Genomic DNA, 19,147 nt, shown 5'->3' on the forward strand with positions numbered 1-19,147 from the left:
GGAGGCGACGCGGGCAAGGGTGCGGCCATCGGAGCGGTGGTCGGCACGGCGGCAGGAGGGCTGCGTCAGCGCCGGAAGAACGAGGCTGCTGCCGGGCAACAACAAGCGAACAATCAACAGGCCTCGCAGCAAATGGCGACTTTCAACCGGGCGGTGGCCGCATGCATGACGGGCCGGGGATACACCGTTCAGTAGCGTCGACCAGCGCAGCCAGCGGAGATGCAAGCATGATGACCAGACTAAGGCGAACAGCGTTGGCAGCAGCGTCAGCAGCGTTGCTTTGCGCGACGACCGCGGTGTTCGGCGCGGACTTCGACGGCAGCAAGCGGCTGATATGCGCGACGGTGGACGCGCACGCCTGCGACCCGGGTGAGGTCTGTCTTCGCGGCCTGCCAGACAGCATTGGCATTCCAGAGTTCATGCGCATCGACTTCGCGAAAAAGACAATCGCAGGACCTAAACGCACGACCCAGATCCGCTACATGGACAGCAGCGCGGATCAGATCCTGATGCAGGGCACCGAGCTTGGCTATGCGTGGACGGTCGTACTCGACAAGATCGACGGCGCGATTTCACTGACGCTTGTCAGTCGCGAGGACGCGTTCACGGCCTTTGGCTATTGCACACCGCCGTAGCCGGCTGCGCGCACGGTCTTGCTCAGGTTGTGTTCCACGAGTCCGTGTTCCCACTGGGAGACTCACATGGCGATGTCAGCTTCGATGTCAGCTTCGCGGATCAAGAAGGGTGATAGCCGGTGCGCATGCACCCGCGCCTGGTCGCGCCGCCTGTTTGCCAGTGCGGTGCTGATCGTGCTCGCCGCGTGCAACAAGCAGGCGCCCGAGATTCCGCGTCAGGCGATCGATGTCACGGTCATGACGGTCTCGGAGCGTGATACGCCAGTCGACTTCGAATTCACCGCTCAGACAGAAAGCTCGCGCGAGGTCCAGATTCGCGCTCGCGTCGACGGCTTCCTGGACAAGCGGGTCTATACCGAGGGTCAACTGGTGCATACGGGGCAGACGCTCTTTTTGATGGACCCCAAGCCCTTTCAGGCGGTTTTGCAGTCGGCCAAAGGCCAGCTTGCGCAGCAGCAGGCCCGCCTGACTGTGGCGAAAGCCAACCTTGCCCGGGTGGTTCCACTCGTCGCACAGAACGCACTGAGCCAGAAGGAACGTGACGACGCCATAGGCAATGAAAAGGAGACCGAAGCCGCCGTGATCGCGGCCAAAGGCCAGGTCCAGACCGCCGAGCTCAACCTGAGTTACACGACGATCAAGTCTCCACTCACGGGTTTGTCGAGCTTCGCCAGACAGCAGGATGGCAGCTACGTGACAGCCGCCGCAACAGGCCTGCTTACATCGGTGTACCAACTCGACCCGATGTGGGTGAACTTCAGTATTTCCGAGAATGAGTTGTTGGCATACCGCGACCAGATCGAGAAAAAACAATTGCGGTTTCCTGCGAACGACGATTTCGAGGTCACTGTCGTGCTTGCTGATGGCACGGTGTTTCCATCTCGTGGTCGTATCAATTTCGCCAATCCCGCGTTCAATACGCAAACGGGCACCTTTCTCGTGCGGGCTTCGTTTGCGAACCCTCAAGGCAGCTTGCGCCCTGGACAGTTCGTGCGCGCACGGGTTTCGGGGGCTGTGCGTCCGAATGCGATCCTCGTGCCTCAGCGTGCGGTGTTGCAAGGCTCGAAGAGCCATTTCGTCTGGGTTGTCGACAAGGACTCTAAGGGCCATCAACGCGTGGTCGAAGTCGGCACGTGGCACGGCGATGACTGGTTCATCACCGATGGCCTGAAGCCGGGCGAGCGAATAGTTGTCGACGGCGCGATTCGCGTGATTGCCGACACGTCTTTGAAGGTTACCCAGGCGCCGCCTGCAACGCCGAGTGCCTCCGATGAGCGGCCGGGTGAAGCGCCGGCTCTGGCACAGCGTCAGCCCGACCACACTGCGACGAACTGACCGGCGGCCGAAATGAACATTTCCCGCTTCTGCATCGACCGGCCGATTTTCGCAGCGGTCATTTCGATCGTCATCACGCTCGGGGGGACGTTGGCGATGCTCAGTCTGCCAATTGCGCAGTATCCCGACATCACGCCGCCCCAGATCACCATTTCCGCCAGTTACCCCGGTGCGACCGGGGACGTGGTCGCCAACAATGTCGCGGCCCCGATCGAACAACAGGTCAACGGTGCGGACAACATGATCTACATGAACTCGTCGAGCTCATCGACGGGCAACTTTACGCTCAATGTCTATTTCCAGATCGGCACCAACCCCGAGCTTGCGCAGGTCGATGTACAGAACCGCGTGAACCTGGCGTTGCCGCAATTGCCGCAGTCGGTGCAGGCGCAGGGCATCCAGGTGCAGAAGAAGTCGTCGGCGTTCATGATCGTCATCGCCATCTATTCGCCAACAGACCGCTACGACCCGACCTACATCGCCAACTACGCGAACATCTATGTGCTCGATGCGCTCAAGCGCATTCCCGGCGCCAATCAATCCAGCATATTTGGTACGCCTGACTATGCGATGCGCATCTGGCTCAAACCGGACCGCATGGCGCAACTCGGCGTCACGGCCTCCGACGTGCAGAGGGCCGTTGCCAACCAGAACCAGCAGTTCGCAGTTGGCAGCATCGGCCAGTCGCCGACCGGCACCCCGGTCGAGCAGTCATTTGCGGTGACGACCACCGGCCGGCTGAGCGATCCAGCCGAGTTCGACAACATCATCATTCGCGCGGCGAGCGGTGAAGCGGCGATCGTGCGTCTCAGGGATATCGGGCGGGCCCAACTCGGTCAAAAAGATTACTCGATCCGCAGCAAGTTTCAGGGCAAACCGGCGACGATCATCGCGGTGTACCAGCAACCAGGCGCGAATGCGCTCGACGTGTCCAAGCAGGTGCATGCAACACTCCAGGAGATGAAAAAGTCCTTTCCCGAGGGCTTGGATTACGAGATCGCGATGGACACGACTGACTTCACACGTGCATCGATCTCGGATGTCGTTCACACGTTCTTTGAAGCGCTCGTGCTGGTCGTAATCGTGGTCTACGTATTCCTGCAGAGCTTCCGTGCCACCTTGATTCCGGTGATCGCGGTGCCGGTGTCGATTCTCGGAACCTTCATGGGCATGCTCGCCCTGGGCTTTTCGATCAACATGCTCACGCTGTTCGGCATGGTGCTGGCTATCGGCATCGTGGTGGACGACGCAATCGTCGTGGTCGAAAACGTCGAACGGAACATGAACGTCCACAAGCTGAGTCCGAAGGACGCCGCTAAACGAGCGATGGACGAGGTCTCCGGCCCGGTCGTGGCGATCGTGCTCGTATTGTGCGCGGTGTTCGTGCCGGTGGCGTTCCTTGGCGGCATCACGGGACAACTCTATAAGCAGTTCGCCATCACGATCGCGATCTCGGTGGTGTTCTCGGGCGTGGTGGCGCTTACGTTGTCGCCGGCGCTGGCCGCCTTGCTGCTGAAACCCGGGCACCATGAAAAGAAGGGCTTTTTCAGATGGTTCGATAACGCATTCGGACGGATGACCGCCGGCTATACGCGCATGGTCAGGCTGGCCATCAAGCGCTTCGTGGTGGCCTTGTTGCTGTTCGCGGGGATGATCGCGCTCGCGGTCGTCATGATGAGGTCGATCCCGACTTCATTTCTCCCGCCGGAGGACCAGGGCTACCTGCTCGGCGCGGTCATCATGCCGGACGCCGCAAGCCTTGACCGCACTGGGGACGTGTCGCAGCACGTCACTGACTACTTCATGAAGCAGGCCGCTGTAAGCAGCGTCACGATAGTCGATGGGTACAGCCTGCTCGACAGCCAGAACAAGAACAACGCATCGACATTTTTTATCGGCTTCAAGAGTTTTGACGAGCGCTACAAGTTTGCCAACATCAAGACCCAGAACGCCCGCGCCGTCCTGATCGGTGCGTATGAAAATCTCTCGAAGGTGAAGGAGGGGGTCATCCTGCCGGTCAACCCTCCGTCGATTCCGGGACTCGGAACGACAGGTGGCACGGAGATGTGGATTCAGAGCAAAGGGGACGCCACCATCCCTCAACTCGCGGGCGTGGTGAACGACTTCCTGGCAAAGGCGAAACAGCGGCCCGAACTGGCTCGGGTCACCTCGACGTTCAATGCGTCGTCCCAGCAACTGCTGGTGAACGTTGACCGGGACAAGGCGGAAACGCTGGGGGTTCCGATCGAGGAAGTGTACAGCGCGATGCAGACCATGTTCGGCTCGCTGTACGTGTCGCAGTTCAACCGGTCCAGCCGGCTGTGGCAGGTCATCCTGCAAGCGGAGCCGTCGTACCGGCTCAAGCCTCAGGATATCGATCAGATTTACGTGCGTTCCAAGACCGGCAGCATGGTCCCGCTCAAAGCCGTGGTGACCACCCAATTTGTCACCGGTCCGGATCTGGTGACGCGCTTCAACAATTTCCCTGCAGTCAAGGTGACGGCCAACGCGGCGGCAGGCTACAGCTCGGGACAGGTTCTCTCCGCGCTTGACGAGGTCGCCCATGAGGTGATGCCGCCGGGTTACGACGTCGGGTGGAGCGGCGAAGCGTACGAAGCAAGACAGGCTGGTGGCACCTCCAGTCTCGTGTTCGTGTTCGGCCTGATCATGGTGTTCCTGATTCTCGCCGCGCAATACGAAAAATGGAGCTTGCCGGTGGGCGTGCTGATGGCGGTGCCGTTCGCACTCTTTGGCGCGTTGCTCGCCATCCTGCTGCGTGGCCTCGAAAACGACGTTTACTTCCAGATCGGCTTGACGATGCTGGTCGCACTGGCCGCCAAGAACGCAATCCTGATCTTCGAGTTTGCGGTGTTGAACCGCGAGTCGGGTGAGTCGGTCTACGACGCCGCGGTCACGGCGGCGACTGAACGCTTGCGCCCGATCGTGATGACGTCACTTGCCTTCATCCTTGGCTGCGTGCCGCTGGCCATTGCCCTTGGCGCGTCGGCGAACAGCCGGCATTCGATCGGCACGGGCGTGATCGGCGGCATGCTTGGCGCCACGGCGATCGCGGTGTTCTTCATTCCGATGTTCTTCTACGTGCTCGAATCGATGTCGGAGAGAAGGAGCGGCAAGAACACCCCTGGCCCAACGGCGAGCCCGCCGGATCCGGGGGCGGGTGCCCCGACGGCAACGCCGTCTGCCAGACGCGAGGGCGACTGACATGCGCGCCTCTCATTTCTCGCTAGTTGCCCTGCTTGCGCTCGCCGGCTGCTTGCTCGGACCGAACTACGAGCGGCCGGCCGTCGATGCACCGCCCGCATTCCGCTTTGCCGAGCCGGAGGCGAAAGATCTCGTCAATACAGCGTGGTGGGAACAGTTCCAGGATCCGGCGTTGAACGCGTTGATCGCCACGGCGCTCGCCGATAACAAGGATGTGAAGATCGCGGCGGCCCGCGTCGAACAGTTTCTCGGGCAGTTCGAGACCACGCGCTCGCAGTTGTTCCCGCAGGTGGCGGCAGGGTTCAACGCGCAACGCCAGCGCGTGCCGCTCGGCTCGACGCAGTTGCCGGCGGGTGTCGGCCCGGTGTTCAACCAGTTCCAGGCGACGCTCTCCGCGTCTTGGGAAATCGATTTTTTCGGCAAGCTGCGCCGTCAGACGGAAGCTGCCCGCGCGAACCTGCTATCGAGTGAGGAAGGCCGGCGTGCGACGATCCTGACCCTGGTGGCCTCGGTGGCGTCGTCGTATGTGAACCTGCTGTCGCTCGACCGGCAACTCGATATTGCGAAGTCCACAGTCGCGAGCCGTGCGGCTTCCGTCAATGTGTTCCAGTTGCGCTTCTCGGGCGGAGAAGTTTCGCAGATGGAGTTGGCGCAGAGCCAGTCGGAATACCAGGCCTCGCTCGCAACGATTCCGCAGATCGAGTTGCAGATCGCGCAGCAGGAAGACGCGCTGTCCATCTTGCTTGGGCACAACCCCGGAGACATTGCGCGCGACCGTGAACTGGACGATCTGGCGTTGCCTGCCGTACCGGCGGGGCTGCCGTCCGAATTGCTCGAGCGCCGTCCCGACCTGCGTCAGGCCGAGCAAGACCTGATTGCCGCGAACGCGTTGATCGGCGCGGCGCGCGCACTCTATTTCCCGTCGATCTCGCTCACCGGTCTGTTCGGCTCCGCGAGCACACGGTTCTCTTCGCTCTTCACCGGGCCGGCGCGCATATGGTCCTACGCCGGAGCGACGACGCTGCCGATCTTCACCGCGGGCAGCATCGGCGGTCAGGTGAAGCAGGCTGAAGCGCAGCAGCAACAAGCGCTGTTTCAGTATCAGAAGGCAATTCAGGTCGCATTCCAGGAAGTCGCCGACGCGCTTGTGTCGCTGCAGAAAACGCGTGAGCAGCTCGTGGTGCAGGGCAGTCAGGTCGATGCGCTGCGTAACTATGCGCGCCTCGCCCGGCTGCGCTTTGAGGGGGGCTATACCAGCTACATCGAAGTACTCGATGCAGAACGCAGTCTCTTCAATGCCCAACTGAGCTATGCGCAAACGCAAGGAGTGGTGTTCACCTCGACAGTGAGCCTCTACAAGGCGATGGGCGGCGGCTGGGTCACCGACGCCGAGCATATGACCTCGACGACCTACGAGGGGACCACGGCCATGGCGAACCCGCCAGCGGCCGCCACGCAAACCAAGGTGCCGGCGCCATGAATGCTGCCCGCCTGATTGCCTGTCACGAATGCGACCTGCTGCAGCGCGAGACGGTGCTGGCCAGCGGTGGAACCGCGCGCTGCCGGCGCTGCGGCGCGACGTTGTATAGACGCCCGCCCGCCAGTGTCGACCGCGCGCTCGCCCTGACGCTCGCGGCGATGGTCCTGTTCGTGGTGGCAAATACCTTCCCGATCGTCGGGCTCTCGGTGAATGGCACGCTCGTCGAGACCACGCTGTTCGGGGCGGCTCAAGTGCTCTATGACGACGGCGTGTGGCCGCTCGCGGGCCTTGTTTTCGTCACGACCCTGCTGATGCCGCTGCTGGACATGGCCGCGGTGACGTATGTGCTTTTGCCGCTGCGCACGGGGCATATTCCTCGCCGGCCTGACATTGTGTTGCGCGTGCTGCGCCACGTAACGCCTTGGGGCATGATCGAAGTGCTGATCCTCGGGATGCTGGTCGCGCTCGTCAAGCTTGCGGCTATTGCAAGCGTTGTCCCTGGCATTGCCATGTGGGCGTTCGGTGCGGTGATGCTGCTGCTTGCCGCTGCCGCCTCGACGTTCGATCCTCACGATATCTGGTCGCGCATCGACATCGCGCGGAGCGCGGCCTCGGCTTCTGCGCCAGCCGGGCAGGTCAGTGCTTCGGCTCCGACGGCTGCCCGCGCGGGGCTGTTCGTCTGCCATGACTGCGGCCTGCTATCGAAGCCGGCATCGCATGCCCACGAAGGTCGCTGTCCGCGCTGCGGCTCACCTCTGCACTTTCGGAAGCCCGGCAGCATCGCACGCACCTGGGCGTTCCTTATTTCCGCAGTAATCCTCTACATCCCCGCCAACCTGCTGCCCGTGATGGACACGAGCTCGCTGTTCGGCGCGCAAACGGACACGATCATGAGCGGCGTGGTCTTTCTCTGGACGTCGGGCTCGTGGCCGCTCGCGGTCATTGTTTTCATCGCGAGCATTGCTGTGCCCATGCTCAAGATCATCGCGTTGATCTTTCTCGTCCTGACGGCGCAACTGCGCTGGCGCTGGCTGCCCCAGAGGCGCACGCGCATCTATCGGCTGGTGGAGCTTGTCGGACGCTGGTCAATGCTCGATATCTACGTCATCACCATACTGGTCGCCCTTGTGCAGTTCAATGCACTCGCGACGATCAAGGCCGGGCCCGGTGCGATCGCGTTCGGCGCGGTAGTCGTGCTGACGATGTTCGCCGCGATGTCATTCGATCCCCGCCTCATCTGGGACGCAGTGGAGCCAGATCATGGATAAGCCGCCTGGGCAACAGCCCGATGCTCCCGATTTTCCTGAAGCGGTCGCGGCGCGCCGCTCTCGCTGGCGCGTTCAACTCGTCTGGCTGGTGCCGCTCGTCGCGGTGTTGATCGGCGGCTGGCTCGCGGTAAAAACCGTCCTAGAAAAAGGTCCGACCATCACCATTAGCTTCGTCACCGGTGAAGGCCTGGAGGCGGGCAAGACCAAAATAAAATTCAAGAACGTAGATATCGGCGTGATCAAGAAGGTCGTCTTGTCGCCTGATCACAAACGGGTCATAGCCAGTGCCGAAGTGAACCGCGACGCCACGAACATGCTCGTCGACGATACCCGCTTCTGGGTCGTGCGCCCGCGCATATCCGGGGGCACTGTCTCGGGTATCGGCACGCTGCTGTCAGGCTCTTTTATTGGCATGGACATCGGCACCGAGAGCAAGGCACGCCGCGATTTCGTCGGGCTGGAGTCACCGCCCGTATTTGCGGCCGGCGTGCCGGGGCGGGAATTCGTGCTCAAGAGTGGGAACATGGGTTCGCTCGATATCGGCTCGCCCGTGTTTTTCCGGCGCCTGCAGGTCGGACAGATCACGTCCTATGCGCTCGACCCCGATGGCGCCGGCATGACATTGCACGTTTTCGTGAACGCACCCTACGACAAATACGTGTCGAACAGCACCCGCTTCTGGCACGCGAGTGGCGTGGATGTCTCTTTGGATACGACCGGCGTGAAAGTTAACACCGAATCGCTTGTGTCGATCCTGATCGGCGGCCTGGCGTTCGAGGATCCGCCAAACGTAGTCGACAAGACCGAAGCCGCCGCGCAGAGCCAGTTCGAGCTTTTCAGCGACCGCGCCGAAGCAATGAAACGGCATGACAACATCGTCGACACCTATGTACTGAATTTTAAGGAATCGGTGCGCGGGTTGTTGGTCGGCGCACCGCTCGATTTCCGGGGCATCGTGGTCGGCGAGGTGGCAGCAATCTACACGCACTTTGACCCGGTTACGAAGGAGTTCAGCATTCCGGTCGAGGTGCGCATTTTCCCCGAGCGATTCACGTCGCGCTATCAGTCCGGTGGGAAGGGGGGGCGCATGACGGCGGACCGCAAGGCCTTCACCGACTACCTTGTCGCGCATGGATTGCGTGCCCAGTTGAAAACCGCGAGTCTCCTCACGGGCAACCTCTATGTGGCGGTGGATTTCTTCCCGGCGGCGCCGAAGGCCACGGTGGACTGGAGCAAGAGTCCACCTGAATTGCCAACGATTCCGGGCAACCTGCAAGGGCTGCAGGACTCGATCACCAGTCTCGTCGCGAAGCTGAACAAGATTCCGTTCGATGCCATCGGCAAGGATTTGCACCAGACCCTGACCGATGCGGACGGTCTGCTCAAAACGCTCAATACTCAGGTGGCGCCTGAGGCTCGTGCCACGCTGGCCGCTGCGCAGGAGACGCTCGCCTCCGCCAACCGCAGCTTGCAACCCGACTCTCCGCTGTCGCAGAGCACCGTCGACACGATGCGCGAATTGTCGCGCACGGCCGCCGCGTTCCGCACGCTCGCCGACTATCTTGAACGCCATCCCGAAGCGCTGATTCGCGGCAAACCGGAGGACAAGAAGTGATGCGTACCCTCTTAACGACAGCCGTGATGCTCGCGGCGGCACTTGCCAACGGATGCGCGAGCTCGCCTCAGGCGAGCTTCTATACGCTGAGCCCCGGGCGTGCGCAGGAGCAGACTGAAACCGGCACACCTGCACCCGCCACGACGTGGGCCATCGTGATGGGCGCTGTCACGATACCGGAGATCGATGATCGCCCGCAGTTCGTGCTACGGGTCGACCCCAACCGGATCACGCTCGACGAGTTCTCCCGTTGGGCGGACCCGCTGAAGAGCCAGATCCGGCGGGTCATCGCCGCCGACCTGGCGCTCCAGTTCCCCGGCGCGCTCGTGTCCGGTTATCCGCAAAGCGTGGACCCCAAGCTGACTTACTTCGTGTCCGTCGATGTCCAGAGCTTCGAGTCGGCGCCTGAGGCGGCTTCGGTCTCGGTGCTGTGGTCAGTGAAGCCGCCCAAGGAAGGCGCACCGGTGAGCGGGCGCACCGTGGTGAGCGAACCGACAGGCGCGCAGGGCAACGACGCGCTCGTGGCGGCCCATAGCAGGGCGATGGCGGCGGTCAGCGCTGCGATTGCCACCGCAATCCGTTCGACACGTCAGCCGTAAACCGAGGCCCGGACGCATGGAAGGAATGCTGATCGATGTGGTGATTTTCCTGGCAGCGGCGCTCATTGTCGTGCCGCTGTCGATACGGCTGGGCTTCGGCTCGGTGCTGGGCTATCTGCTTGCGGGCGTGGCGATTGGCCCGTGGGTGCTCAGACTCATCACCGACGTGGACGCGATCCTCCACTTCGCTGAACTGGGGATCGTATTGATGATGTTCGTGATCGGCCTGGAAATGCAGGTCGAAAAACTATGGGCCATACGCCGTACGATTTTCGGCTATGGCGGAGCGCAGATGGCCCTGTGCGCATTGGTCCTGACGGCAACGTTCCTGGTTTTCGGCTCGCCATGGCGCGTTGCGCTGACGGGCGGGCTTGCACTGGCGTTGTCGTCTACCGCGATGGTGATCGCCGAACTCCAGGCACGCAAGCAGATGGATACCCCGGCCGGGCGTGCCGGATTCGGTATCCTGCTGTTTCAGGACATGGCCGCGATTCCGTTGATCGCGCTTCTGCCGCTGCTGGGACCCGCGGTGGCCGATGCCGCCGCCGACCCAGGCTGGCTTGTCACATTGAAAGCGCTGGCGATGCTCGCCGCGGTCGTGCTCGCCGGACATTTCCTGTTGCGCTTTTTGTTGCGAGCGGTCGCGCGCACCGGGGTGCCGGAAGTGTTCACCGCATTTGCCTTGCTCTGGGTGATAGGGATTGCGTTGCTTATGCACAGCGTTCATCTATCGATGTCGCTCGGTGCGTTCGTTGCCGGCGTGTTGCTCGCGGATTCGGAATATCGCCATGAGGTCGAGACCGATATGGCGCCGTTCAAGGGCTTGCTGCTCGGCTTGTTCTTCATTGCGGTGGGGATGTCGATCGATTTCGGTGTACTGGTGCGTGAACCCATCCGGGTCGCTGCGTTGGTAGTGGTGCTTGTGGGTATCAAGGCGGTTGCGTTGTGGCTGCTCGCCAGCCGGTTCGAAGTCCCGGCCGGGCAACGTACCTACTTTGCGGTGCTGTTGTCACAAGGCGGTGAATTCGCGTTCGTCGTGCTGGCGGCATCATTGGCGGCGCGTGTGATCGATCAACGCTTATCGTCGCTCGTGACGCTGGTGGTGACATTGTCGATGGTCACGACGCCGCTGCTGTTGCTCCTCCATAAGAGATTCTGGGTTCCGGGTGTTCGTGAGGATCTGGATACTTGAAAGCGGTTGGGGGTGGGGTCGGTGCCGGGTTGCTAGGTTCTGGGGCTAGAGGTCGGGGTCGGGGTCGATGCCGGGTTGCTGCTTTCTGCGTCCGTGGCCGGTCTGTCTTAGCAGTTCTCTTTATCACTATTAGCCACTGTGCGTGGCGGCACTTCATTTCTTTTCCGACGGCGAAAAAGAAACAGAAGCAAAGAAAACGCCTCTCAACAATCGGCAAGTTAGTGTCCCTAGCGTGCAGGCTAGGCGTTTTTGGCACCTGATAGCACGGTGCTCGCCAGACTGGAGAATGTTTGAACCCCTCCTTCTCGCGAATCCTGACATGAACACGCTTCGCCCCCAACGCTCTCGGGCAAGCACCGCACCCCCAGACCATGACGGCCTAACGTGTACTGGTTGCCTCATTTCCGGGTGGGTTGGCTACGTGATCTGCGTGCTTCTTTCTTGAGGTGGGTGTACGCGGATAGCGCGGGGTGAACCTGTGGCAGGTTCAGTCACTGGTGGCGAAGCGTGTGGGTATCGGTGTTCGGAGAGGTCGGGCTTCAAACATTCTCCAGTCTGGCGAGCACCATGCTATCAGGTGCCAAAAACTTCTAGCCTGCACGCTAGGGACACTAACTTGCCGATGGTTGGGAGGCGTTTTCTTTGCTTCTGTTTCTTTTGCGCCGTCGGAAAAAGAAATGAAGTGCCGCCACGCACAGTGGCTAATAGCGATAAAAAGAACAGCTAACTCACGCAGACCACTAACGCCGAAAGCACCAACCCGGCATCACCCCCGACCGCTGCCCCTCAACCTAGCCCCCAAACACCCACCAAGCGCCAGCGCCCCCCGACCGAGTGCGAACGAACTGAAAATGGGTGTTAATGGTTCCACGCGTGCACTATTATCATTTGTAGAAGAAACGCTGCGCCCGACTGAACACAGCACTCGGCGCCGGCTAAGGCCTTCACGAGTTGATGCACAGAAAACGGACCGGGCATTGTGATCGGCAACGTGATTCGCAAGGGGACCGACGGCATCGCCGACTTCCTTAAACTGGAATCGGCGGGCGGTTTGCTGCTCGTTGCCGCAGCCGCGCTCGCGCTGATCTGCAGCAACTCCCCGCTTCGACACGCGTACGACGATCTGCTGAAAATCCCCGTGGAGATGCGCTTTGGATCGTTCGCCCTTGCGAAGCCGCTTCTGCTCTGGATCAACGACGGTTTGATGGCCATCTTCTTCCTCCTGGTCGGTCTGGAGGTCAAGCGCGAGGTGATCGAAGGCGAACTGTCCACGCCTGCACAAATAGTGCTGCCTGTCGCTGCCGGGTTAGGCGGAATGGTAGTGCCCGCAGTCATCTATTTCATTTTTAACCGGGGAAATGCCGCGGCCTTGAATGGCTGGGCAATTCCCACGGCCACCGACATTGCATTTGCGCTCGGCGTTCTTTCCCTGCTCGGCAAGCGGGTTCCGGTGTCGCTCAAAATATTCCTGACCGCCGTGGCAATCGCCGACGATTTGGGTGCAATCGTCATTATTGCGCTGTTTTATACCGCCGAGCTTTCCATCGCAATGCTCTTCTTGGCGGCCGTGGCCATAGCCGTCCTGATCGCCTTGAACCTGCAGAAAGTCACACGAATTGCGCCTTACGTCATGGTCGGCGTGATCTTGTGGGTATTCGTCCTGAAGTCGGGCGTTCACGCAACGCTTGCAGGCGTTGCAATCGCTTTCGCCGTGCCATTGAAGACAACGGACGCACAAGGCACAGCTCCGCTACATCAGCTTGAACACAGTCTCCATCCCTGGGTGGCCTTTGGTGTGTTGCCGGTCTTCGCTTTCGCCAATGCCGGCGTCTCGTTCGCAGGCGTTACGCTGACCGCGCTGGCAGAGCCACTGCCGCTCGGTATTGCCGTGGGTCTTTTCGCCGGAAAACTCGTCGGTGTCTTCGGGGCGAGCGCGATGCTGATTCGACTTGGTCTGGCCAAGCTTCCCGAGGGCGCCGGATGGCTCCAGCTGATCGGTGTTGCCGCGCTGTGCGGCGTCGGCTTCACCATGAGCCTGTTCATCGGTTCCCTCGCTTTCGACGGCCCCGGCTATTTCACGCCCCTCCGGTTAGGCGTGATCGCGGGCTCAGTGCTATCGGGTGTTACCGGTTATCTGTTGCTCCGGTTCGCGCCAGGTCATTCCGGGGCAACCCCATCGCGTACGGCTAATTAACCGGCACTAATCGGTCTCTCGATTGGAGAAGAGCATTGTGACCCTCGACACTCTGGAAACGCTGATGGGCGCCTCACTTGTTCTCTTGCTGGGGCGACAAATCCTAGCCAGGACTCCAATACTGAGAACTTACAGTATCCCCGAGCCGGTTGTCGGCGGGCTGCTGGTAGCAATCCTGGTTTTCGCGTTACGCGCGCTCTTACAAATCGACGTGCGTTTCGACACGACGCTTCAAACGCCGCTGATGCTCACGTTCTTCGCCACCATCGGTCTTAACGCAGATCTGGCAAGCCTGAAAGCAGGCGGGCGGTCGTTGTTTGTGTTTCTCGGCGCCGTACTCGGCTTGCTCGTGATGCAGAATGTGCTCGGCCTTGGCCTTGCCTGGGCGTTGGGGCAAGAGCGCTTGCTCGGCCTGCTCGGGGCGTCTGTGACCCTCTCCGGCGGTCATGGCACTGGTGCCGCCTGGGCGAAGGTGTTCGCGGAGCGTCATGGGCTCGCATCGGCGACGGAGATTGCGATTGCCTGTGCCACGTTCGGCTTGATCCTCGGAGGACTGATCGGCGGCCCGGTTGCGCGTTTTCTGATCACACGTTATAGCCTTGTCCCCAACCCGGAATCCGATGCCGCAGGCACGAGCGGTTTTGAACAACCCAAGGCGGTTCGCCCGATCACGGCGATTGCCTTCATCGAGACCGTGGCGCTGATTGCCGTTTGTCTCGCTGTCGGCTCGGCGCTTGGATCGTGGTTGGCCGGCACAGCGTTCGAGTTACCCGCGTTCGTCTGTGTATTGTTCGTCGGTGTCGTGCTGCGCAATGGCCTTGCCGTGCGCGGCTGGTATCAGGTCTTCGAGGACGAAGTGTCTCTGCTCGGCAATGTAAGTCTCGGGCTGTTTCTCGCGATCGCGCTGATGAGCCTGCGTTTAGGGGACCTGGCCTCGCTTGCGCTGCCGCTTTTCGCCATCCTGGTAGTGCAGGCGATCGCCATGGCCATCTACGCCATTTTCGTCACCTTCCGGGTCATGGGGCGCAACTACGACGCCGCGGTGCTGGCCGCCGGGCACTGTGGTTTCGGCCTCGGGGCAACGCCGACGGCGATCGCCAACATGCAGGCCATCACAGAGCGGTTCGGCCCCTCGCATCTCGCTTTTCTCGTGGTGCCGATGGTGGGAGCGTTCTTTATCGACATTGCGAATGCCATCGTCATCAAGTTGTTCCTGCTGCTGCCCATTTACGGATAAAGGATCGCAAGCGGCGAACCCCTTCAATGTACACACGACACATAGCTAGTACGCGAATTGTAGTAAATGCTCACTCGACCGTTCCCAAGGTTGACCACCTTGTGGGAGCCCCTGCCGGCGAAGGTGTGCGACCAATAGGTGCTGCTGCCGCCCCAGCCATGGAGACCACCCGGATAACGCGAATCATTTTTTGGCGCGACGATCGCGTATTGACTTCCCGTTGCGGCCTTGTCGCCCGGGTTCGCGTAGACGAATAGCGCGGTCAGTTCTTCGACTGCCGGTAGCCGCATATGACGCTTAGCACACTGATACAGCGCGTCGTGGTAGTCGTACCGCACCACTCGTGCCCCGTTGAACTGGTCTGCGGTGCTCCTGTTCGCGCGTGGGATTTTTTTCTCCCACGGAAAGGTGTTGGTTACGGGGCGGCTAAAGCAGGTCTGGTCGTGGGAGAAGACGGTCGTGCCGCCGCCAATCATTGGATAGGTCCCTTGAGGCATGCAGATTTCTTCCGCGGCCACCATCGCGTTCGCCCGTGCCGCTATAGGCGAAAGGCTCGAACTGAGAACGACTCCCGCAGTCAACAATGCGCGAGACAGCGCAAATCTCAGATTCCACTTTCCGCTGGCGTAAGTCATAGCAGTCCGATGGTTGTGTTCGTGATCGGTCAAGGGCGCACGACGAGGATAGCGTCACAAACTAGCGTCACAAACCACGACTGTGCCGAGCGTTGGCCGCAGCCCAAAGACGAGTAGACACTTGCATCCCATGGCTTCAAGCTAGGCCGCGAAAGGGAGGAAGTAAACATCTTTTTATCGGTGTAATCGGCTAAGGATAGCTATTTAAACGCCACTGGATTCCGGCCGCGCCTGATGTTCCGGATCCATCGGGCCCCAGTCCGGTTGTCGTAGAATCGTATGTCCTTTTTCAGGAGACGCGCGTGGGCCTGAAGCGTGGAAGACCGAGTCGATTCCATTTGCCGCGTCGAGCGCGCTCACCGTGGCATGCGCCGCGTGCGCGCACGTTGTTCATGCGGCCCACGGCTTCGCCGCAACGCGTCCTGTTGCTGCGCTTTTACCTCGTGATCGGATTATGCGTGCTTGCCTTTGTCGTGGTGTATATCGATCGCGAAGGGCTGCGCGATGCAACCAAGCCGACGCTCGACGTGATCGACCTGATGTATTTCACCATGGTCACTGTCGCGACTGTGGGCTATGGCGACATCGTGCCCGTTACAGCTCGCGCGCGCCTTATCGTCACGTTCCTCGTCATGCCGATACGTATCACTATCTGGTTTGTTTTTCTAGGCACAGCGTATCAATTCGTCATTCAACGCGTGATCGAGGAGCTTCGCATGAAACGCCTGCAAAAGCGGTTGCAGGGCCACATCGTTGTGTGCGGCTTTGGACTCAGTGGCTCAGTCGCCGTTCGCGAGTTGCTTGAAAGCGGCGTGAATGCCGATTCGATCATTGTGATCGACCAGCAGCAACCGGCGCTGGAATCGGCGACAGCGCTGGGCGTTGCAGGTCTGCTTGGCGACCCGTCGCGCGAAGACATCCTGCAACAGGCGGGGATTCGTTCTGCGAAGGCCGTCATTGTCGCGGTCACCGATGACCCGACCGCAATACTGCTTACGCTAAGCGTGCGCAGTATTGCGCCTGAAACAAAGATTGTCGTGCGGGTCCGGGAGCATGTGTTCCAACGGCAATTGCGGCAAGCGGGCGCGGACGTGATTGTGTCGTCGACCAAGATCGGCGGACTGCTACTGGCCGATGCGGTCGAAAGCCGCTACATCGTTCCGTTCGTCAACGACCTGCTGTCGGCGCGTGGACGCGTCACGCTAGTGGAGCGGCCCGCTGCACCGCAAGAAGTCGGTCAAGCGACGAATGCGGTGACGGGCATGCTCATTGTCGGGCTGGTCCACGACGGCCGGATGTTCTCGTTCTATGAGGACGCACCGCGCACAATTGAGGAAGGCGATGTGCTGATTGTGATCCAGTCCACCCGCGCGCCCCGGGCCGAACAAACCTGACAGCGGCGTTAGAAATCAGATGCAGCGAATCCGTTTGTCTTGACCTGGCCCTGCGACGCGTGCCGAGCACCCCGCAACATTAGTGCAGGATCTTCGCGAGAAAGTCCTTCGCGCGATCGGACTTCGGGTTCGCGAAAAAATCTTCCTTCTTGTCGTCTTCCACGATGACGCCGTGATTCATAAAGATCACGCGGTGCGCGACCTTTCGTGCGAAGCCCATTTCGTGCGTGACGCACATCATGGTCATGCCTTCCTGCGCGAGTTCGACCATCACGTCGAGCACTTCGTTGATCATTTCAGGATCGAGTGCCGAGGTCGGTTCGTCGAACAGCATCGCGATCGGGTCCATCGACAGCGCGCGTGCAATCGCGACCCGCTGCTGCTGACCGCCCGACAGTTGCCCCGGAAATTTGTCCGCATGCGCACGCAGCCCGACGCGATCCAGCAGCTTCAGCGCCTTCGCCGCGGCTTCATCCTTTGAACGGCCAAGCACCTTGATCTGCGCAAGCGTCAGGTTTTCAGTGATCGACAAGTGCGGGAACAGTTCGAAGTGCTGGAACACCATGCCGACCTTCGAGCGCAGCTTCGACAGATTGGTTTTCTTGTCGCCGACCGACTGGCCGTCGATCGTGATTGCGCCTTCCTGGAACGGTTCGAGGCCGTTCACCGCTTTGATCAGGGTTGACTTACCCGAACCCGACGGGCCACACACCACGACCACTTCGCCCTTTTTGACTTCGGTCGTGCAGCCGGTCAGTACCTGGAAAGGTCCGTACCACTTCGAAACATTGTTGATTGAGATCATCGTGAAATCCATTTGAGTAACGAGGCGACAGCCTGCTTTGGTCACCGGCGCGCCTGGGCGAGTTGCGCCTGCTGCAACCGGCGTGCATACAGCGTCAGCGGGAAGCACATCGCGAAGTAGAGCAGGGCGACCATTCCGTAGATCGGAAACGGGCGAAACGCGGTATTGGTGATCATCGAACCGGTCTTCGTCAGTTCGATGAACCCGATGATGGACGTCAACGCAGTGCTCTTGACCACCTGCACCAGAAAACCGACGGTCGGCGCGACCGAGATCTTCTTCGCCTGCGGCCAGACGATGTAGCGCAATTGCTGCCCGAACGTCATGCCGAGACTCGCGCCTGCCGCCCACTGGCCGCGCGACACCGCTTCGACGCAGCCACGCCAGATATCGACGAGATATGCGCTGGTGTAGAGCGTCAGCGTGACGGTTGCGGCGACCCATGGCGACACCTCCACGCCCAGCAACGGCAGGCCGAAGAACGCGACGAACAGCTGCATCACCAGAGGCGTGCCCTGGAACAGCTCGACATAGAGCACGACCACACGGCGCAGCCATGGCAACGGCGACACGCGCATCGCGAGCAGCAGGAGGCCGACTGCACCGCCGCAGACGAAAGCGATCAGCGAAAGCAGCACCGTCCAGCGCGCGGCGAGCAGCAGATTGCGCGCGATATCCCACAGAGTGAATTCGGTCATTGTGAGCGCTCCGTTGCGAGCGTCGGTGCGCGACGCCAGGTGAATCGTATCCACTTGTTGCGCTGCGCATCGGACGTGCGTGGCGAGCGTCCCGCAAAAAGGCCCCGGCCCAGCCGGTTCAGCAGTAGCCGCAAGACGATCGAGAGAAACAGATAGGTCGCGGTGACGATCAGATAGCTTTCGAATGAGCGGAAGTTGCGCGACTGGATGAAATTGGCCGCATACGTCAGGTCGGGCACCGATATCTGCGATACCACGGCGGACCCAAGCATCACGATCAACACCTGGCTCAGGAGCGCCGGAAACACATTGGCGAGCGCCTGCGGCAGCACCACATGACGGAATACCTGGCGTCCCTGCAAACCCAGCGCCTGCGCTGCCTGCACCTGGCCACGCGGAATCGAGTCGATGCCGGCGCGGACGATCTCCGTCGCGTAAGCACCAAGATTGACCGTCATCGCGAGGATTGCCGCTTGCATTTCGTCGATATGGATGCCAATGCCCGGCAGCCCGAAGAACACAAAGAACAATTGCACGATGAACGGCGTGTTGCGGATCAGCTCGACGTAAGTGGCGACCAGTGTCCGCGCCCAGCGCGGCCCGGCGACGCCGACGCTTGCGCCCGCGACACCGACGAGGCCACCGAGCACGGTCGACACCGCGGTAAGCCAGAGGGTGACGGCGACGCCTCGCACCAGCATGCCAGCGTATATGCCGAAGCCGCTGAAATCGAATACATAGGTCATGGCGTGTTGCTCATGGTCAGGTGAGGCCGGTTGAATTAATGAACGGGGCGCGCCGCGATCAGCTTGCAGGCGTGCGCGGGCAATTCGGCCAG

General features: G+C 60.9%; 15 protein-coding genes and 1 pseudogene. 12 read left to right on the top strand and 4 right to left on the bottom strand.

The annotated features are described in order from the left end of the window. From EOS_RS09800 to gltS, 11 genes and pseudogenes are all read left to right on the top strand, one after another. Window positions 1-195: pseudogene (locus EOS_RS09800) on the top strand (glycine zipper family protein); the annotation flags it as partial. A gap of 32 nt (window positions 196-227) precedes the next feature. Next, window positions 228-635 carry a hypothetical protein gene (locus EOS_RS09805; RefSeq protein ID WP_047846436.1) on the top strand — a complete coding sequence of 136 codons (408 nt, stop codon included), beginning with the start codon at window positions 228-230 and terminating at the stop codon, window positions 633-635. Window positions 636-701: 66 nt separating this feature from the next. Continuing rightward, window positions 702-1,970, top strand: a complete 1,269-nt coding sequence (locus EOS_RS09810; protein ID WP_235442761.1) for an efflux RND transporter periplasmic adaptor subunit — start codon at window positions 702-704, stop codon at window positions 1,968-1,970. Window positions 1,971-1,982: 12 nt separating this feature from the next. After that, window positions 1,983-5,192, top strand: a complete 3,210-nt coding sequence (locus EOS_RS09815) for an efflux RND transporter permease subunit (RefSeq protein ID WP_047846437.1) — start codon at window positions 1,983-1,985, stop codon at window positions 5,190-5,192. A gap of 1 nt (window position 5,193) precedes the next feature. Next, the gene (locus EOS_RS09820) at window positions 5,194-6,672 is read left to right on the top strand and encodes an efflux transporter outer membrane subunit (protein WP_047846438.1); all 1,479 of its coding nucleotides are present in this window, start codon (window positions 5,194-5,196) and stop codon (window positions 6,670-6,672) included. Continuing rightward, window positions 6,669-7,940 (top strand): paraquat-inducible protein A, encoded by a 1,272-nt coding sequence (locus EOS_RS09825; RefSeq protein WP_047846439.1) that lies wholly within the window; start codon window positions 6,669-6,671, stop codon window positions 7,938-7,940. The genes EOS_RS09820 and EOS_RS09825 overlap by 4 nt, the downstream gene beginning before the upstream one ends. Further along, the gene (locus tag EOS_RS09830) at window positions 7,933-9,555 is read left to right on the top strand and encodes a PqiB family protein (RefSeq protein WP_047846440.1); all 1,623 of its coding nucleotides are present in this window, start codon (window positions 7,933-7,935) and stop codon (window positions 9,553-9,555) included. Before EOS_RS09825 ends, EOS_RS09830 begins: the two co-directional genes overlap by 8 nt. Then, window positions 9,555-10,154 (top strand): PqiC family protein, encoded by a 600-nt coding sequence (locus EOS_RS09835; protein ID WP_047846441.1) that lies wholly within the window; start codon window positions 9,555-9,557, stop codon window positions 10,152-10,154. The genes EOS_RS09830 and EOS_RS09835 overlap by 1 nt, the downstream gene beginning before the upstream one ends. Window positions 10,155-10,170: 16 nt before the next feature. Next, complete coding sequence (locus EOS_RS09840) at window positions 10,171-11,346, top strand: monovalent cation:proton antiporter-2 (CPA2) family protein (protein ID WP_047846442.1); 1,176 nt, start codon at window positions 10,171-10,173, stop codon at window positions 11,344-11,346. A 976-nt stretch (window positions 11,347-12,322) separates the two neighbouring features. After that, window positions 12,323-13,540: a Na+/H+ antiporter NhaA gene (gene nhaA, locus EOS_RS09845; protein ID WP_047846443.1), complete on the top strand. Its 1,218-nt coding sequence runs from the start codon at window positions 12,323-12,325 to the stop codon at window positions 13,538-13,540. A gap of 37 nt (window positions 13,541-13,577) precedes the next feature. After that, complete coding sequence (gltS, locus tag EOS_RS09850; protein ID WP_407639119.1) at window positions 13,578-14,777, top strand: sodium/glutamate symporter; 1,200 nt, start codon at window positions 13,578-13,580, stop codon at window positions 14,775-14,777. 23 nt (window positions 14,778-14,800) lie between these two features. On the opposite strand, the gene EOS_RS09855 is transcribed toward gltS, so the two are convergent. Then, window positions 14,801-15,298, bottom strand: a complete 498-nt coding sequence (locus EOS_RS09855; RefSeq protein WP_152693105.1) for a hypothetical protein — start codon at window positions 15,296-15,298, stop codon at window positions 14,801-14,803. 416 nt (window positions 15,299-15,714) lie between these two features. Between EOS_RS09855 and EOS_RS09860 the strand changes: the two genes are divergently transcribed. Beyond that, window positions 15,715-16,806 (top strand): potassium channel family protein, encoded by a 1,092-nt coding sequence (locus EOS_RS09860; RefSeq protein WP_047846445.1) that lies wholly within the window; start codon window positions 15,715-15,717, stop codon window positions 16,804-16,806. Between the two features lie 79 nt (window positions 16,807-16,885). Here EOS_RS09860 and EOS_RS09865 read toward each other — a convergent pair whose 3' ends face one another. From EOS_RS09865 to EOS_RS09875, 3 genes are read right to left on the bottom strand one after another with little or no spacing between them, the layout of a single operon-like run. Further along, window positions 16,886-17,611, bottom strand: coding sequence for an amino acid ABC transporter ATP-binding protein (locus tag EOS_RS09865; protein WP_047846446.1), 726 nt, complete (start codon window positions 17,609-17,611; stop codon window positions 16,886-16,888). A 41-nt stretch (window positions 17,612-17,652) separates the two neighbouring features. After that, entirely contained in the window at window positions 17,653-18,309 is a 657-nt protein-coding gene (locus tag EOS_RS09870; RefSeq protein WP_047846447.1) for an amino acid ABC transporter permease, read from the bottom strand. Next, the gene (locus tag EOS_RS09875) at window positions 18,306-19,055 is read right to left on the bottom strand and encodes an amino acid ABC transporter permease (RefSeq protein ID WP_047846448.1); all 750 of its coding nucleotides are present in this window, start codon (window positions 19,053-19,055) and stop codon (window positions 18,306-18,308) included. The genes EOS_RS09870 and EOS_RS09875 overlap by 4 nt, the downstream gene beginning before the upstream one ends. Window positions 19,056-19,147: the final 92 nt, after the last annotated feature.

It is taken from the genome of Caballeronia mineralivorans PML1(12) (genome assembly GCF_001028175.1).
In the GTDB taxonomy this organism is placed as follows: Bacteria; Pseudomonadota; Gammaproteobacteria; order Burkholderiales; family Burkholderiaceae; genus Caballeronia; species Caballeronia mineralivorans.

Excerpts from the sequence above, each read along its gene's own strand:
- EOS_RS09805 (WP_047846436.1), top strand. The coding sequence starts at position 228 with ATGATGACCAGACTAAGGCGAACAGCGTTGGCAGCAGCGTCAGCAGCG.
- EOS_RS09810 (WP_235442761.1), top strand. The coding sequence starts at position 702 with ATGGCGATGTCAGCTTCGATGTCAGCTTCGCGGATCAAGAAGGGTGAT.
- EOS_RS09815 (WP_047846437.1), top strand. The coding sequence starts at position 1,983 with ATGAACATTTCCCGCTTCTGCATCGACCGGCCGATTTTCGCAGCGGTC.
- EOS_RS09820 (WP_047846438.1), top strand. The coding sequence starts at position 5,194 with ATGCGCGCCTCTCATTTCTCGCTAGTTGCCCTGCTTGCGCTCGCCGGC.
- EOS_RS09825 (WP_047846439.1), top strand. The coding sequence starts at position 6,669 with ATGAATGCTGCCCGCCTGATTGCCTGTCACGAATGCGACCTGCTGCAG.
- EOS_RS09830 (WP_047846440.1), top strand. The coding sequence starts at position 7,933 with ATGGATAAGCCGCCTGGGCAACAGCCCGATGCTCCCGATTTTCCTGAA.
- EOS_RS09835 (WP_047846441.1), top strand. The coding sequence starts at position 9,555 with ATGCGTACCCTCTTAACGACAGCCGTGATGCTCGCGGCGGCACTTGCC.
- EOS_RS09840 (WP_047846442.1), top strand. The coding sequence starts at position 10,171 with ATGGAAGGAATGCTGATCGATGTGGTGATTTTCCTGGCAGCGGCGCTC.
- EOS_RS09855 (WP_152693105.1), bottom strand. The coding sequence starts at position 15,298 with ATGGTGGCCGCGGAAGAAATCTGCATGCCTCAAGGGACCTATCCAATG.
- EOS_RS09865 (WP_047846446.1), bottom strand. The coding sequence starts at position 17,611 with ATGATCTCAATCAACAATGTTTCGAAGTGGTACGGACCTTTCCAGGTA.
- EOS_RS09870 (WP_047846447.1), bottom strand. The coding sequence starts at position 18,309 with ATGACCGAATTCACTCTGTGGGATATCGCGCGCAATCTGCTGCTCGCC.
- EOS_RS09875 (WP_047846448.1), bottom strand. The coding sequence starts at position 19,055 with ATGACCTATGTATTCGATTTCAGCGGCTTCGGCATATACGCTGGCATG.